A 16,029-nucleotide genomic window follows, 5' to 3' on the forward strand; every position below is an offset into this window, starting at 1 on the left:
CGCCGCGAGCGATCTCCTGCGCCGGCATCGGAGCGGAAGATGGCTACGAACTGCACCCATCTCGGTGAAGCACGCATCCTGACCACCGATAAGGACTACTGCGAGGAATGCGTGAAGTCCGGCAGCCGGTGGGTGCATTTGCGCCTGTGCCTGACTTGCGGGCACGTCGGCTGTTGCGACTCGTCGCCGAATCGCCACGCCAGCCGGCATTTCCACGAAACGACTCACCCACTGGCGCGTTCGATCGAACCCGGCGAGCGCTGGGTCTGGTGCTATGCGGACGACGTCATGGCCGGCGAAATCGCGTCGTAGCGCACCGCGCACCGCGCACCGGCATCCGGCACCGTTTCGGGCCTAGGGTTAACACGATTCGATTGCGGCTTTTTCTCACCGCTTTTTTCGACTAGTATTTATCGAACGATAACTTATCTTTCGATAAACAAGAGGTTCGCCATGCCAGTATCCCGACTCGCGCACTACTCGATCCGCACGCTCGATCTCGAGAAATCGTGCCACTTCTACGAACGTGTGCTCGGCTTCAAACGCGGCTATCGCCCGCCGTTCGACTTTCCCGGCGCATGGCTCTACAAGGGCGGCGACGAAGCCGATTTCGGCACGGTCCACATCATCGGCGTCGATCCGGCGAACCCCGACGGACTCGCGGCCTATCTCGGCGACAAGGATCTTCCCGCAACGGGCACCGGAACCGTCGACCACATCGCGTTCCTCGCGACCGGCGTCGAGGCGATGTGGGACACGCTGCGTGCCGAAAACATCGCGTGGCGCGACCGCACGGTGCCGAGCCTCGGGCTGCACCAGGTCTTCATCGAGGATCCGTCCGGCGTGACGATCGAGCTCAACTTCCCTGCCGCCGAGGTCGCCTGCCTGACACTTCCCGCCGCCGCTGCAACGGCCGGCGGCACCCACGGAGACTGACATGAACAACCGCACTTCGACGAATCGCAAGGCCGCCATCATCGGCGGTTCGCTGGGCGGCCTGTTTGCCGCGAATCTGCTGCTGCGCAACGGCTGGGACGTGGATGTGTTCGAACGCGTGCCCGAGGCGCTCTCGGGCCGCGGCGCCGGCATCGTCACGCACCCGGAACTGTTCGACGTGATGCTCGCCGCGGGCGTGCGCATCGACGCATCGATCGGCGTGAAGGTCGAATCGCGCATCACGCTGGCCGCGGACGGCACCGTGGAGTCGGAACGCACGCTGCCGCAGACGCTCACCGCGTGGAGCAAGATGTACCACGTGCTGCGCGCCGCGCTGCCCGACCAGCATTACCACTCGGGCGGCGTCGTCACCGATGTCGCGGACGGACCGGATCGCGCATCGGTCACGCTGTCCGACGGCTCGGTCGTGCATGCCGATCTCGTGATCGCGGCCGACGGATTCCGCTCCGCGATCCGCGAGAAATTCCTGCCGGATGCGCAGTTGCAGTACGCGGGCTACGTCGCCTGGCGCGGGCTGGTCGACGAAGCCGATCTGTCGGACGCGACCCACGCGACACTGTTCGATAAATTCGCGTTCGGCCTGCCGCCGCACGAGCAGATCCTCGGCTATCCGGTCGCCGGCCAGGGCAACAGCACGAAACCCGGCGAGCGCCGCTACAACTTCGTCTGGTATCGCGCGACTCGCGAAGCGTCCGACCTGCCGAACCTGCTGACCGACGAGACCGGCAAGCTGTGGGCGGGCGGCATTCCACCGACGCTGATCCGGCGCGACGTCCTCGCCGAGCTGGAAGACGCGGCGCACGCGCTGCTTGCGCCGCAGTTCGCCGAGGTCGTGGCGCGCGCGACGCAACCGCTGTTCCAGCCGATCTACGACCTCGAAGTGCCGAACATGGCGTTCGGCCGGATCGCGCTGCTCGGCGACGCCGCGTTCGTCGCGCGGCCGCATTGCGGAATGGGCGTCACGAAAGCCGCCGGCGATGCGCTCGCGCTCGTCACGGCGCTCGCCACGCGCACCGACACGCTCGACGCGCTGTGCGAATACAGCGAAACGCGCACGGCATTCGGTGCCGCGATCGTGCAGCACGCGCGCCACCTCGGCGCCTACATGCAGGCGCAACTGAAGAACGACACCGAACGCGAAATGGCCGAGCGCTATCGCACGCCGGAAGTCGTGATGCGGGAAACCGCCGTTCCGCCGCATTTCTGATCGGGCACGGGCGCGGCGTGCGCGACGCGCGGCGCCCTCTGCCCGTTGCCCGGCCCGGATACCCAAACCAAAAGGAGACACCGTGAACCACCCCATTCCGGCTGCCGCCGGCACCGCGCCGGACCTGGACGCGCCGGCGCAGGCCACGCATCCGCTGCTGCGCGATGCCCGCTTTCGCGATCTCGTCAGGCGCAGAAGGCTGTTCGCCTGGTCCCTGACACTCGTCATGCTCACCCTCTATTTCGCGTTCATCCTGACGCTGGCGTTTTCGCCGACGCTGCTCGGACAGCCAATCGTGCCGGGCCGGCCTACGCCATGGGGCATCCCGATCGGGTTCGGCATGTTCGTCGTCACGTTCGCACTGGTCGCGCTTTACGTGTATCGGGCCAATTCGGCATTCGACACGATCGTCGCGTCCATTCGTCACGGAGGCGATCAATGAAACGCCTGCTCCTCGCATCGATCTTCTTCGTCGCCGCCGGCACGGCGCCGGCATTCGCGGCCAGCCCCGCGACGCTGGCGCACGGGCACAATCCCGTCGCGATCGGCATGTTCCTGCTGTTCGTCGCGTCGACGCTTTTCATCACGCGCTGGGCCGCGCGCAAGAACCACAGCGTGGCCGACCACTACGCCGCGGGCGGCAAGATCACCGCGTTCCAGAACGGCTGGGCGATCGCCGGCGACTACATGTCGGCGGCGTCGCTGCTCGGCATCTCCGCGCTGGTGTTCACGAGCGGCTACGACGGCCTGATCTATTCGGTCGGCTTCCTCGCGAGCTGGCCGATCATCCTGTTCCTGATCGCCGAGCCGCTGCGCAACCTCGGCAAGTACACGCTCGCCGACGTCGTGTCCTATCGCCTCCGGCAACGGCCGATCCGCGCGTTCGCGGCCTCGAGCTCGATCGTCATCGTGCTGCTGTATCTCGTGTCGCAGATGGTCGGCGCGGGCAAGCTGGTCGAGCTGCTGTTCGGCCTGAACTACACGGTCGCGGTGCTGTTCGTCGGCGTGCTGATGGTCGTCTACGTGTTCTTCGGCGGGATGCTGGCGACGACCTGGATCCAGATCATCAAGGCCGTGCTGCTGCTCGCCGGTGCGGCGTTCATGGCGATCATGGTGCTGAGCCGTTTCGGCTTCAGCCTCGATGCGCTGTTCGCGCAGGCGATTCTCGTCCATCCGAAACACGCGGCGATCATGCGCCCCGGCGGCCTGGTATCCGATCCGGTCTCGGCCGTGTCGCTCGGCCTCGCGCTGATCTTCGGCACGGCGGGCCTGCCGCACATCCTGATGCGCTTCTTCACGGTCGGCGACGTCAAGGCGGCCCGCAAGAGCATCCTCTATGCGACCGGCATCGTCGGCGCCGGCTACGTGCTGATCATCATCATCGGCTTCGGCACCATCGCGCTCGTGGCGTCGGACCCGCAATACCACGACGCGTCCGGCGCGATCACGGGCGGCGCGAACATGGTGGCGATCCATCTCGCGCATGCGGTCGGCGGCAACGTGTTCCTTGGCTTCATCTGCGCGGTCGCGTTCTCGACCATTCTGGCCGTGGTCGCCGGACTGACGCTCGCGGGTTCGTCGGCGATCTCGCACGACCTCTATGCGAACGTGCTGCGTCGCGGTCAGGCGTCCGATCGTGAGGAAATGCGCGTGGCCCGCGGGACGACCCTGGTACTCGGCGTGCTCGCGATCCTGCTCGGCATCGCGTTCGAGAAGCAGAACATCGCGTTCATCGTCAGCCTCACGTTCTCGATCGCGGCAAGCTCGAATTTTCCCGTGCTGCTGCTCTCGATCTACTGGCGCGGCCTGACGACGCGCGGCGCGGTGCTGGGCGGCCTGACCGGGCTCGCGACCGCCGTCACGCTGACCGTGCTGAGCCCGACCGTCTGGGTGCAGGTGCTCGGTCATGCGCATGCGGTCTATCCGTACGAATATCCGGCACTGTTCTCGATGGCGGCGGCGTTCGCCGGCGTCGTCCTGTTCTCCGTGACCGATCGCTCGGCCCGTGCGCAACGAGAACGCGCGCAGTTCGACACGCAGCTCGTCACATGCGAAATGGGCGCGACGCAACGCGGCTGATCCGCACGCACCGAAAAATCGACATCCCATGAGAGACACCATGTTGAATTGCACCTGCTGCATGTCGCCGGCGCGGCGCCGCCTGCTCGGCGCGTTTGCCGCGCTCGCCGGTACGGCCGTCGCCGGACGCCCCGCATCGGCGGCCGACACCGCGAGCGCACCTGCCGCCGTGCCGCCGCACCGGCCCCGTTCGATCGACATCCACGCGCACTACTACCCGGAGAGCTTTTGCGACCTGGTCGGCGGCGAAGGCAAGCGCTTCGGTGGCGCGTTCACGTGCGACGACGCGTCGTTCACGTTCCGGACGCCCGCCGGCGGCCTCGGGCCATTGCCGATGAAGTTTATCGACGTCGACCAGCGGCTCAAGGACATGGACGCATCCGGCGTCGACGTGCAGGCGCTGTCGCTCAGCGTGCCGATGGCGTACTGGGGCGACCGGCCGTTCAACGCGAAGCTCGCGCGCGACTGGAATTCGGCCGCGTCGCGCGTCTACCAGCGGCACCCGACGCGTTTCGTCGTCCTCGCGACGCTGCCGATGCTGAACGCCACCGACGCGATCGACGAACTCGAGCGCGCTGCGCAGTTGCCGGGCGTGCGCGGCGTGTACATGGGCACCAACATCGACAACCGCGATCTCGACGATCCGCTGTTCGCGCCGGTGTTCGCACGCATCGAGCAACTGGGCCTGCCCGTGTTTCTGCATCCGCAGCAAACGGTCGGCGGCGCGCGGCTCGGCGATTTCTACCTGAGCAACCTGCTCGGCAATCCGTTCGATACGGCGATCGCGGGCTCGCACCTGATCCTGGGCGGCGTGCTCGACCGCCACCCGACCCTGCACGTCACGCTGCCGCACGCGGGCGGCGCGTTGCCGATCCTCTTCGGGCGCCTGGACGCGGGCTGGACCGCCCGCCCCGAAACGCGCCGGCTCGCGCAAAGGCCCAGCAGCTATCTGCGGCGCTTCAGCTACGACACGGTGTCTCATTCGGGCCCCGTGCTGAACTTCCTGATGGAGAACGTCGGGGTCGACCGGCTCGTGCTCGGCAGCGACTACTGTTTCGACATGGGTTACGAGCAACCGGTCCGCTTTCTTGACCGTCTCGACCTGACGGCGGAACAGCGTTCGATGATCCTCGGCGGCAACGCGGGCAAGCTGCTGAGAATCTAGCGCGAACATTCCGACCGGCGTTGCGTGGGCGTCGGACGACGCCTGCACGCTCGGCGCAGCCCGTTGCCGGACATGGCATCATCCGGCGAACCGCGAGCACCGGCGTGCGACGCCACGCATCACGACAGCCGGCCTGCAACGCACACCGCGTTTCGAACACGGGAGTCACGCACGATGAAGATAGTCATTGCAAGCGGTTCGATCGCAGGCCTCGCGGCCGCGCTGACGCTCGATTGCATCGGGCACGACGTCACGGTCTGCGAGCGTTCGCGCACGCCGCTGCGCGGCCAGGGCGGCGGCGTGGCAGTGCTGCGACGCATGATGTCGTTTCTCGAACAGCATGGACGCCATTGCCGCCAGATGATCAGCGTGCCGACGCATCGGCGGCGCTGGATCGATCGCGACGGCATCGTCACGCGCGACGAACCTGAGATGCTGCCGTTCTCGTCGTGGGACGCCGTCTATCGCTCGCTGTGCGAGACGCTGCCACGCGGGCGCATCCACTACGGCCGCACGGTCACCGGTTTCGACCAGGACGCGGACGGCGTCGACGTGCACGTGGACGACGAACGCATCCGCGCGGATGTGCTGATTGCCGCCGACGGTTCCGGTTCGAACCTGCGCGCGCGCATCTTCCCCGGTTATACGCCATCGTTTGCCGGTTACCTCGCGTGGCGCGGCATCGTCGACGAAGCCGATTTCGACGCCGCCGCGATCGAGTCGCTGATCGAGAACATGACGCTGCACAAGGCGCCGGGCGAGCTGTTCATGGCGTTCCTGATTCCCGCGCTCGACGGCTCGCTCGCGCCGGGCGCGCGCCGCTTCAACTGGCTGTGGTATCGCAACGAAGCCGATCCCGACGCGCTGCGCCGCCACCTGACCGATCGGAACGGCAACGTTCATCACGCGTCCGTGCATCCGGGGCAGCTTGCCGACGACACCGTCGCGACGCTGCGGCAACTCGCCAGCGAACGGCTGCCTGCTTCCCTGTCGCAACTGGTACTCGCGACGCGCGCGCCATTCAACCAGGCGATTTTCGACGCATTGAGCCCCGGCTTCGTCGACGGCCGCGTCGCGCTGATCGGCGACGCGGCCTGTACCGTGCGCCCCCATAAGGCGTCCGGCACGTCGAAGGCGGCGAGCGATGCCGTGTCGCTCGCCGAAGCGCTGCCGGCGGACGCGACCGACGTCATCGCGCGCCTCGCGCAATGGTCGACGCGGCGGCGCGAGGAAGTGACGTCGCTGCTCGACAAGGGTCCGCAACTTGCCGCGGCGTTCGGTCTCGGCACGCCGCGCTGACGCATGAACGCAAGCGCCGGAACGGTTCGTGCGCCCGTTCAGAACGTTTCAGCGCAGCTTCAGGAAATGGCGTCGGCGCCCGCGTAGACTGCCTCCACCAACGAGCGCGCCGGCCACGGCCCGTGCGCAGCCCCCATCCCTGGAGTAACGACATGATCTCCGCCGCGAATCGCTGCCGCCGAGCAGGCCCGACATGGCCGAATCGATCGGCGATGCCGCACCGCCAGCCGGCGGCGCCGACCGGAACGCACGTCGCGAGCGCGCGCACGCCGGGCCGCACACGTGGGCCCGTCCGTCTCGGCAACCGGATCTGCGGTACCGCGTGCAATCGTCACGAGAACGCACACGGCCGACGCGCCGTCCATTGCCCCGCCTGTCGAACGACGCCGGATGAACCGGTTCGCGTGGAGCGCGCATGAAGCACAAACGACTCTGGATCGGCGCGGCAGGCGTCGCGATCATCGGCCTGGCGGCCGCGATCGGCATCATGTATCGGCCGTCGATCGCGCCGATCGATCCGCCGGCCCGCGCGTCGTTCGATCTGCAACTGATCAAGGCCGGCGCACGCGTGGTCGCGCTGGGCGACTGCATCGTCTGCCACACCGCGAAGGACGGCAAGCCGTTCGCCGGCGGGCTGCCGCTCGCGACGCCGTTCGGCACGATCTACGCGACCAACATCACGCCGGATGCCGACACGGGCATCGGCCGCTGGTCGCAGGCCGCCTTCGCGCGCGCGCTGCGCAGCGGCATCGCCCGCGACGGCCATCCGCTCTACCCGGCCTTTCCGTACATTCACTTCACGCGGATGTCCGACCAGGACATCGCGGCCGCATACGCGTACCTGATGACACGCGAACCGGTTCAAGCGAAGACGCCGGCGAACGACCTGATCTTCCCGCTCAACTTCCGGCCGCTGGTCGCGTTCTGGAACATCCTGTTCCTGCGCGAAGGCGCGTACCAGCCGGACCCGTCGCAATCCGCGCAATGGAATCGCGGCAAGCTGCTCGTCGACGGCCTCGGACACTGCGCGTCGTGCCATTCGCCGCTCAATGCGATCGGCGGCGAGGAAGCAGGCAAGGCGTTCGACGGCGGCATCGTCGACGGCTGGGAAGCCCCGCCGCTCAATACGCTCGGCAACGCGGTCCACCCGTGGACGCAAGCGCAACTGGTCACGTACCTGCGCACCGGCCGCGCGAGCGAGCATGGCGCGGCCGCCGGGCCGATGCTGCCCGTCACGCGCGATCTCGCGACGGTGCCGGTCGAGGATGTCGAGGCCATCGCGGCCTATATCCTGTCGATCCAGAAGCCGGCCGCCGCACGGCCCGCGACGACCGTCGCCGAACGCCATGCGACGACACCTGCCGGCCAGCGCGGCGCGGTGTTGTTCCAGGCGTCGTGCGCGCAGTGCCACGGGCCGGCATCGCCGATGCAGTCGATCGGCGAGCGGCCGACGCTCGCGTTCAGCACGGCGATCGCTGCCGACACGCCGCGCAACGCGATCCAGATGATGTTCAACGGGATCGGCTGGCATGGCGAGGACACGCTGAACTACATGCCGTCCTACCTCGACCAGTACGACGACGCGCAGATCGCGGACCTCGCCGCATACATCCGCGAGACGTACTCCGATCGCCCCGCGTGGAGCGGCATCGATACCCTCGCCGCGAAGCTCAGAAAGGAGGACCGCACGCAATGATCACCCTCACCGTGAATGGCGTGCGGCACACGCTCGACATCGATCCGTCCACGCCGCTGCTTTACGCGCTGCGCAACGACCTGCACCTGCACGGCGCGAAGTTCGGCTGCGGCCTCGGGCAATGCGGCGCGTGCACCGTGATCGTCGACGACAAGCCGATGTTCTCGTGCCTGATCCCGGTCGCCGCGATCGGCGAGCGCCGCGTCAGGACCATCGAAAGCCTCGGCACCGCCGAGCATCCGGGCAAGCTTCAGCAGGCGTTCATCGATCATCAGGCGGCGCAGTGCGGTTATTGCATCGCGGGCATGATCATGCGCGCGCAGGCGCTGCTCGAACGCAACCCGAAGCCGACCGAACGCGAGCTGCGCACGCACATGGAACCGAACCTGTGCCGTTGCGGCACCCACATGCGGATCCTGGCGGCCGTGCGCCAGGTCGCCGGGCTGCCGGAGCCGGAACCGTCTGCCGCGCCCGTCATGATCAATAAGGAAATCTGATGAACGCACCCGACGACATCGACGAAGGCCGCCGGCACTTCATGGTTTCCGGTGCGCTCTTCGTCGCGTTCACCCTCGCGCCGGCCGCGCGCGCGCTCGCCGAGGTCGTGATCGCGGACGAAGGCGCCGCCGTCCACGTCGCCAAGGCCACCGAAACGCTGGCCGGCAGCCTGAAGACCAACCCGCTGCTGGACGCGTGGATCAAGATCGCGCCCGACGGCAAGGTCACCGTGTTTACCGGCAAGGTCGAGCTCGGCACCGGCGTGCGCACCGCATTGCTGCAGGTGGCCGCCGAGGAGCTGAACATGAAGCCCTCGCTGATCACGTTCCTGACCGCCGACACCGGCGCGTCGCCCGACGAAGGCCTGACGGCCGGTAGCCACACGATGGCGGACAGCGGCTCCGCGTTGCTGAACGCCGCCGCGCAGGTGCGCGGGCTGCTGGTCGACGGCGCCGCGAAGCAGTTCGGCGTCGATCCGCGCGCGCTGACCGTCGCCGATGCCGTCATCAAGGCGCCGGACGGCCGCACGATGCGCTACGCCGACGCGGTGCGTACCGTCGACCTGCACCGCAACGCCACGCCGACGTCGCCGCTGAAACCGCCGGCCACGTTCGCCGTGATCGGCACGTCGCTGCCGCGTGTGGACATTCCGAACAAGGTCACGGGCGGCGTCAGCTACGTGCAGGACATGGACTTGCCCGGCATGCTGCATGCACGTGTCGTGATGCCGCCGGTGTACGACGCGACACTGCTGTCGTTCGACGAAGCCGCGATCCTGAAGATGCCCGGTGTCGTGCGGATCGTGCGCAACGGCAGCATGCTCGCGGTCGTCGCGCAGGGCGAATGGCAGGCGGTCGTCGCGCAGCGCGCGCTGTCCGCCGGCTGCCGCTGGTCGCCCGGCCGGGCGCTGCCCGATCCCGCGACGGTCCACGCGGACCTGAAGCGGATCGCGACACAGCGCATCGAGATCGCCAACACGCATGCGCAAGCCGCGCCGGCGACGAAGACGCTCTCCGCCACGTTTTTGAAGAACTACCTGCTGCACGGCTCGATCGGGCCGTCCTGTTCGGTCGCGCATCTCGAGAACGGCACGCTGACCGTGTGGACGCACTCGCAGGGCGTGTATCCGCTGCGCGACGCGCTCGCCGAGATGCTGTCGATGCCGAAGGCGAACGTGCGCTGCATCCACACCGAGGGCTCCGGCTGCTACGGACACAACGGTGCGGACGACGCGGCCGCGCATGCGGCGCTGATCGCGGCCGCGATGCCCGGCAAGCCGATTCGCGTCCAGTGGATGCGCGAGCAGGAACATACGTGGGACCACTTCACGCCGGCGATGGTCACCGAGCTCAGCGCGTCGCTCGACGCGAGCGGTCGCATCGTCGACTGGAACTACGCGCTGTGGAGCAGCTCGCACAACGAGCGCATCGTCAATGCGGGCCGGCTGCTGCCCGCGCGGATGCTCGAGCCGCCGTTCGTCTCCGCGCCGTCGACGCCGATGCTGCAGCCCGAGGGCGGCGGCGATCGCAACGCGATCCCGCTGTACGCGCTGCCGAACATGCACATCGTCAACAACTTCTCGCCGACGATGCCGCTGCAGACGTCGGCGATGCGCTCGCTCGGCGCGCACACGAACGTCTGGGCGATCGAAAGCTTCATGGACGAGCTGGCGCACGCCGCCGGCGTCGATCCGGTCGAATTCAGGCTGCGCCACATGCAGGATCACCGCGCGAGTCAGGTGATCCAGCTCGCCGCCACCAAATTCGGCTGGCCGCGGCCGCCGCGTGCACGCAATCGCGGCGTCGGCTTTGCGTTCGGCAAATACAAGAACCTGATGGCCTACGTCGCGATCGCGGTCGAGGTCTCGGTCGTTCCGGAAACCGGCCAGGTGACGCTCGAACGTGCGGAAGCGGCCGTCGACGCCGGCCAGATCGTATCGCCCGACGGCATTCGCAACCAGATCGAGGGTGGCATCATCCAGTCCGCGAGCTGGACGCTGTACGAGGCATTGAAATACGATACGCAACGCGTGCGCAGCTTCGACTGGAGCAGCTATCCGATTCTCCGCTTCGGCGCCGCACCGCAAAGCATCAAGGTGCATCTGATCAATCGTCCGGGCGCACCGTTCCTCGGCGCGGCCGAGGCGTCGATGGGGCCGACCGCGGGCGCGCTCGCCAACGCGATCTTCGACGCGACCGGCCAGCGCCTGCGCGAAATGCCGTTTGCCGGTGAAGGGCTCAGGAAACGCATCGACGCGTAGCGGCATCACACGACCACAACAAATCGCGCCGGCACGAACCGGCGCGGGCAACAAACAGGCTGGAGATTTCTGAACGATGGATACCTTGCTTTCGATGCGCGTGTTTACGCGCATCGTCGAGACGGGCAGCTTCACGCGCGCGTCGGACACGACCGGACTCACGACGCCGCGCGTGTCCGCGCTGCTGAGCACGCTCGAACAGCATCTCGGCTGCCGGTTGCTGAACCGCACGACGCGCCGGATTTCGCTGACCGAGGACGGGCAGGCCTATTACGAACGCTGCGTCGGCGTGCTGCGCGAGATCGACGACATGGAAGCGGCCGTCTCGCAGGCGCGCAACGTGCCGCGCGGCCGGCTGAAAGTGAACCTGCCGCCGGCCATGGCCAAGCAGATCATGGTGCCCGCCCTGCCCGAGTTTCTCGCCGCCCATCCGGGCATCTCGATCGAGCTCGGCGTGACCGATCGCCAGATCGATCTCGTCGGCGAGGGTGTCGATTGCGTCGTGCGGATCGGCGCGCTCGACGATTCGGGGTTGGTTGCGAAACGAATCGGCAGCCTGACGACCTGCACGTGCGCGGCCCCCGCGTATCTCGAACGATGCGGCGCACCCGAGACGGTGGACGATCTCGCGCAGCACGTCGCGGTCAGCCACATCTCGGCCGATACGGGCCGCCCGCGGTCCTGGGACTACGTCGTCGACGGCGAAACGCGAATCATCCAGATGTGCGGCACGGTCGCGGTCAACGACGCCGACACCTACATCGCGGCCGGCGTCGCGGGCATCGGCCTGATCAAGACCTCGCTCTACCTGGTCGAGCCGTATCTGCAATCGGGCCGCCTGCGCGAGGTGCTGACCGATTTCAACACGCCGCCCCGGCCGATCTCGATCCTGTATCCGCCCAATCGGCATACGCCCGTCAAGCTCAAGGTCTTCGTCGACTGGCTCGCGGGGCTGTTCGCGCAGATTCCGACGCTGCAGGGCAAGCGCGGTTGAAGCCGGTAGTCGAAACCCGCCGTTGAAACCGATCGTCCGCGCCGCCGCGCGCACCGCATGAATCAAGTGAATTAAGACGCGGTTTAGGACTATTCAGTCCGGTCGATCCAGACTGCTCTCATCGGGCTTCGCGATCCGCGACATCCGCGCCGGAGGCCCGTTTCGAGAGGCGCATCATGAAGATCGCGATCGCCGGCGGTTCCATCGCCGGCCTGGCCGCCGCCGTCACGCTGAATGGCATCGGCCACGATGCCGTCGTCCACGAGTGCCGCGACCGGCCGTTGCCCGACCCCGGCGGCGGTCTCGCCGACGCCGGCGTGCGGTTAGCGACCGATCTCGGCCTCGCCGCCCACGCATGAACCCGCCCACGGTCCGCCCCCTTTGCGTGCCGCGCAATGCTCGATTGCGTCCCGGACGTATTCCCTTGTTATCGATCGATCAATAATCTTGACGGCAATGCGGCTGCTTCCGCTTCGCCGCGACGGCAATCGTAACGCCCGCCCGATGAACGGGCACCCGACATCTCTTTTCAAGGAGTCGACCATGTCAGCAGAATCCACCCCGGTTGCGGCCCACGGGCACGCGGCCAAGCTCACGCAGAGCCTCATCCTGCTGTTCGCGTTCAGTTGCGGCGCGATCGTCGCGAACCTGTATTACGCGCAACCGATCACCGAACTCATCGCGCCGAGCCTGCACATGTCCGGCGAAACCGCGAGCCTCATCGTGTCGCTGACGCAGATCGGCTACGCGCTCGGCCTGTTCTTCATCGTGCCGCTCGGCGACCTGCTCGAAAACCGCAAGCTGATGATCGTCACGGCCGTCGTGTCGATCGCGAGCCTCGCGGCGGCCGCGGTCGTCCAGACGCCCGGGCTGTTCCTCGCGATTTCGCTGCTGGTCGGCTTCAGCTCGGTTGCCGTCCAGATCCTGGTGCCGCTCGCCGCGCACCTCGCGCCGGATCATTCGCGCGGCCGGGTGGTCGGCACGATCATGAGCGGGCTGCTGCTCGGCATCCTGCTCGCGCGCCCGCTGTCGAGCGTGGTGGCCGACGCGTTCGGCTGGCGCTTCGTGTTCGCGGCCGCCGCCGTGCTGATGACGCTCGTGACGGCCGTGCTCGCGCTGACGATCCCGTCGCGCCAGCCCGATCATCGCGCGACCTACTTCGAACTGATCGGCTCGCTGCTGCATCTGGTCCGCACGATGCCGGTGCTGCGCCATCGCGCGTTCTACCAGGGTCTGATGTTCGCGTCGTTCAGCCTGTTCTGGACCGCCGTGCCCGTCGAGCTGACGCGTCACTACGGGCTGTCGCAATCGGCCATCGGCCTGTTCGCGCTCGTCGGTGCGATCGGCGCGACGTCGGCGCCGGTCGCGGGCCGCCTCGCGGATGCCGGCCATACCGTGCGGGCGACGCTGATCGCGCTGGTCGCCGGCACGCTGTCGTACGCGGTTGCGCTGATCCACGGCGCCGGCCTGTATGGCCTCGTCGTCACGGGCATCGTGCTCGATTTCGCAGTGCAGATGAACATGGTGCTCGGCCAGCGCGAGATCTACGCGCTGCATGCGGCGAGCCGCAACCGCCTGAACGCGCTGTACATGACGAGCATCTTCGTCGGCGGCGCGGTCGGCTCCGCGCTCGCGAGCCCGCTGTACGAGCATGGCGGCTGGCCGCTCGTCGCCGCCGTCGCCGGCGCGTTCCCGATCATTGCGCTTGCTCACTACCTCGTGATCGGGCGTCCGCACGCCGAACGCCACGCACAAGCCTGAACCAGCGCCGGCACCGGTTCACGCGCGAATCCCGCCCGGGCCGTTCGCGCGCCGGAACGCTGCCGGCACGTCACCGGCATCCCAACCGAACGTTCCGCAGGGCCCGTCGGACGATACGCGCCGCCGCCCTGCTCCACGCAAAAGGAATCCATCATGTCTTCCCTGCTCAGCCACTACGATCTGCACGGCCTGCCGCTTCCCAATCGTGTCGTGATGGGGCCGATGACGCGCTCGCGCGCGCCGTCGCGCGGCCAGCCGACCGGACTCATGGCCGAATACTACGCACAGCGCGCGTCCGCCGGCCTGATCGTGACCGAAGCGACCAACGTCAGCCCGGCCTCCGCGGCGTTCGAACTGACGCCGGGGCTCGTCACCGACGAGCAGGCGGCCGGCTGGAAGCAGATCACGGACGCGGTCCATGCGAACGGCGGCCGCATCTTCGCGCAGCTGTGGCACGGCGGCCGGGTCAGTTCGCTGACGCTGCTCGGCGGCGACGCGCCGCTGTCGCCGTCCGGCGTCAACGACGATCTCGAGCAGTTGCAGGTGTGGGCGCAATTGCAGAACGGCTATTACACGAAGATTCACGCGACGCCGTCGCGCGCGATGACGACGGACGAAGTCGCCGCGACGGTCGGCGAATTCCGCCAGGCAGCCGTCCGCGCGATGGCAGCCGGCTTCGACGGCGTCGAGATCCACGCAGCCAACGGCTACCTGCCGCACCAGTTCCTGTCGTCGACGCTGAACCGCCGCGACGACCGTTACGGCGGGTCGGTCGCGAACCGCGCGCGCTTCCTCGAGGAAATCGTCGACGCGGTCGGCGGCGTGATGCCGCTCGCCCGCGTGGGCGTGCGCATCTCGCCGTACGCGAAGTACAACAACGTGCGCGACGCCGATCCGGATGCGACGTACGCATACGTCGGCCGCATGCTCGACGAAGCCGGCGTCGCCTATCTGCACGCGGCCGACACCAACGGCTGGAGCGGGGAGCCCGACCTGCCGCGCATCGTCGAGAACACGCGCAAGCACTTCGGCGGCACGCTGATCGTCAACGGCGGCATCGCGCCGGATGCCGCGAATGCGCTGATCGAAGCGGGCGACGCCGATCTCGTCGCGTTCGCGCGCGCGTATATCGCGAACCCCGATCTGGTCGAACGCCTCGCGGCGAATGCGCCGCTCGCCGCGCCGAAGACGGTCGGCTGGTATGGCGGCGACCGCGCGGGATACGTCGACTACGCGCGTCACGACGTGGCGGGCCGGAACGCCTGAGCCCGCACCGGCGGCCACCCGGCGCGACAATCGCCGGGCGGCCCCGACGGCCGACGAAACCGGCCGGATCGTCCGGAACAAACCCTTCAGGCGTCTTTCCAGCGCGCGCCCAGCACGCGTCCGCAGAAATTCGGCCGGTGAAAATCCGGATCGGCGCGCTCGAGCACATCCGCGCTCCACGTGCCGAACGTCGTCGCCGGCCGGTGCGCGACCCCGCGTGCGATCGCGTCGAGAAACGCGTCGCCGAACCCGTCGCCGCGCGGATACGCGGCGAGCAACGCCCGCCGCTCGTCGGCCGAATACGCGTCGAAGTCGGTTGCCATCAGGTCGGTCGCTACGGCGGACGCCAGCGCACGCGCGAGCGGCGACATGCGCGCGGCCACGCCGGGCGTCGTATGCAGTGCGATCGCGCGCCACACGTCGTCGCGCATGCGCTGCGACGTCTGATGGCGCAGCAGGAACGCCTGCGCGGCATCGGCGCTGTCGAGCTCGTAGCGCTCGGTCGAGCGGCCATACGCGGTGCTCAGTCCCATGTTCGCGTACATCGCGGCCACGTACAGCGCATCCGCATCGAGTGTCTCGCCTGCCCGGCGCGCAGCCAGCGACGCGAGGACGAACACCCGGCAAGCGTGATCGGTGATCACCTGCGGTAGCGACGCGCATGCCGCTTCGGCGGCGTCGATCGCCATCGGCGTCCGGGGAATGCGGACGCCGGCGACTTCGTCACCGGCCCGTGCGCAGGTGTGCGCAGAACTCATCTCGTCTCCTTCTGCCCCGCGCCGGGGGCGAATAATCATCCATTCATCGCGCGACACGTGCCACGGTAGCCGGCCTGCCCGTTGACCGA

The 16,029-nt window shown here is 68.0% G+C and carries 15 protein-coding genes; 14 read left to right on the top strand and 1 reads right to left on the bottom strand.

Going from position 1 to position 16,029, the window contains the following annotated elements:
* The first annotated feature begins 39 nt into the window (after nt 1-39).
* The 14 genes from DIE11_RS22970 (at nt 40) to DIE11_RS23035 (ending at nt 15,182) form a co-directional block, all read left to right on the top strand.
* A complete protein-coding gene (locus tag DIE11_RS22970) occupies nt 40-312 on the top strand; it encodes a ubiquitin carboxyl-terminal hydrolase 14 (protein ID WP_124627266.1) in 273 nt (90 codons plus the stop codon).
* Between the two features lie 141 nt (nt 313-453).
* Nucleotides 454-936 (top strand): VOC family protein, encoded by a 483-nt coding sequence (locus DIE11_RS22975; protein ID WP_124627268.1) that lies wholly within the window; start codon nt 454-456, stop codon nt 934-936.
* Between the two features lies 1 nt (nt 937).
* Nucleotides 938-2,164: an FAD binding domain-containing protein gene (locus tag DIE11_RS22980; protein WP_059606133.1), complete on the top strand. Its 1,227-nt coding sequence runs from the start codon at nt 938-940 to the stop codon at nt 2,162-2,164.
* 82 nt (nt 2,165-2,246) lie between these two features.
* A complete protein-coding gene (locus DIE11_RS22985) occupies nt 2,247-2,606 on the top strand; it encodes a DUF485 domain-containing protein (RefSeq protein ID WP_124627270.1) in 360 nt (119 codons plus the stop codon).
* The gene (locus tag DIE11_RS22990) at nt 2,603-4,243 is read left to right on the top strand and encodes a cation acetate symporter (RefSeq protein WP_124627272.1); all 1,641 of its coding nucleotides are present in this window, start codon (nt 2,603-2,605) and stop codon (nt 4,241-4,243) included. Before DIE11_RS22985 ends, DIE11_RS22990 begins: the two co-directional genes overlap by 4 nt.
* Nucleotides 4,244-4,283: 40 nt before the next feature.
* Nucleotides 4,284-5,408: an amidohydrolase family protein gene (locus tag DIE11_RS22995; protein ID WP_124627274.1), complete on the top strand. Its 1,125-nt coding sequence runs from the start codon at nt 4,284-4,286 to the stop codon at nt 5,406-5,408.
* Nucleotides 5,409-5,582: 174 nt separating this feature from the next.
* Nucleotides 5,583-6,707, top strand: a complete 1,125-nt coding sequence (locus DIE11_RS23000) for an FAD-dependent monooxygenase (protein ID WP_124627276.1) — start codon at nt 5,583-5,585, stop codon at nt 6,705-6,707.
* A 415-nt stretch (nt 6,708-7,122) separates the two neighbouring features.
* Nucleotides 7,123-8,403 (top strand): cytochrome c, encoded by a 1,281-nt coding sequence (locus DIE11_RS23005; protein ID WP_124627278.1) that lies wholly within the window; start codon nt 7,123-7,125, stop codon nt 8,401-8,403.
* Entirely contained in the window at nt 8,400-8,900 is a 501-nt protein-coding gene (locus tag DIE11_RS23010) for a (2Fe-2S)-binding protein (protein WP_059606119.1), read from the top strand. The genes DIE11_RS23005 and DIE11_RS23010 overlap by 4 nt, the downstream gene beginning before the upstream one ends.
* Nucleotides 8,900-11,161: a molybdopterin cofactor-binding domain-containing protein gene (locus tag DIE11_RS23015; protein ID WP_124627280.1), complete on the top strand. Its 2,262-nt coding sequence runs from the start codon at nt 8,900-8,902 to the stop codon at nt 11,159-11,161. The genes DIE11_RS23010 and DIE11_RS23015 overlap by 1 nt, the downstream gene beginning before the upstream one ends.
* Before the next feature lie 76 nt (nt 11,162-11,237).
* Entirely contained in the window at nt 11,238-12,155 is a 918-nt protein-coding gene (locus DIE11_RS23020; protein WP_059606109.1) for a LysR family transcriptional regulator, read from the top strand.
* A 176-nt stretch (nt 12,156-12,331) separates the two neighbouring features.
* The gene (locus DIE11_RS23025) at nt 12,332-12,514 is read left to right on the top strand and encodes a hypothetical protein (RefSeq protein ID WP_124627282.1); all 183 of its coding nucleotides are present in this window, start codon (nt 12,332-12,334) and stop codon (nt 12,512-12,514) included.
* 184 nt (nt 12,515-12,698) lie between these two features.
* On the top strand, nt 12,699-13,916 hold the full coding sequence (locus tag DIE11_RS23030; protein ID WP_059606102.1) for an MFS transporter: 1,218 nt from the start codon (nt 12,699-12,701) through the stop codon (nt 13,914-13,916).
* Nucleotides 13,917-14,069: 153 nt separating this feature from the next.
* Nucleotides 14,070-15,182, top strand: coding sequence for an alkene reductase (locus DIE11_RS23035; protein ID WP_124627284.1), 1,113 nt, complete (start codon nt 14,070-14,072; stop codon nt 15,180-15,182).
* A gap of 86 nt (nt 15,183-15,268) precedes the next feature.
* Here the strand turns inward: DIE11_RS23035 and DIE11_RS23040 are convergent, their stop codons facing one another.
* Complete coding sequence (locus DIE11_RS23040) at nt 15,269-15,940, bottom strand: phosphohydrolase (protein ID WP_124627286.1); 672 nt, start codon at nt 15,938-15,940, stop codon at nt 15,269-15,271.
* Nucleotides 15,941-16,029: the final 89 nt, after the last annotated feature.

Source organism: Burkholderia sp. Bp9012 (genome assembly GCF_003853825.1).
In the GTDB taxonomy this organism is placed as follows: domain Bacteria; phylum Pseudomonadota; class Gammaproteobacteria; order Burkholderiales; family Burkholderiaceae; genus Burkholderia; species Burkholderia diffusa.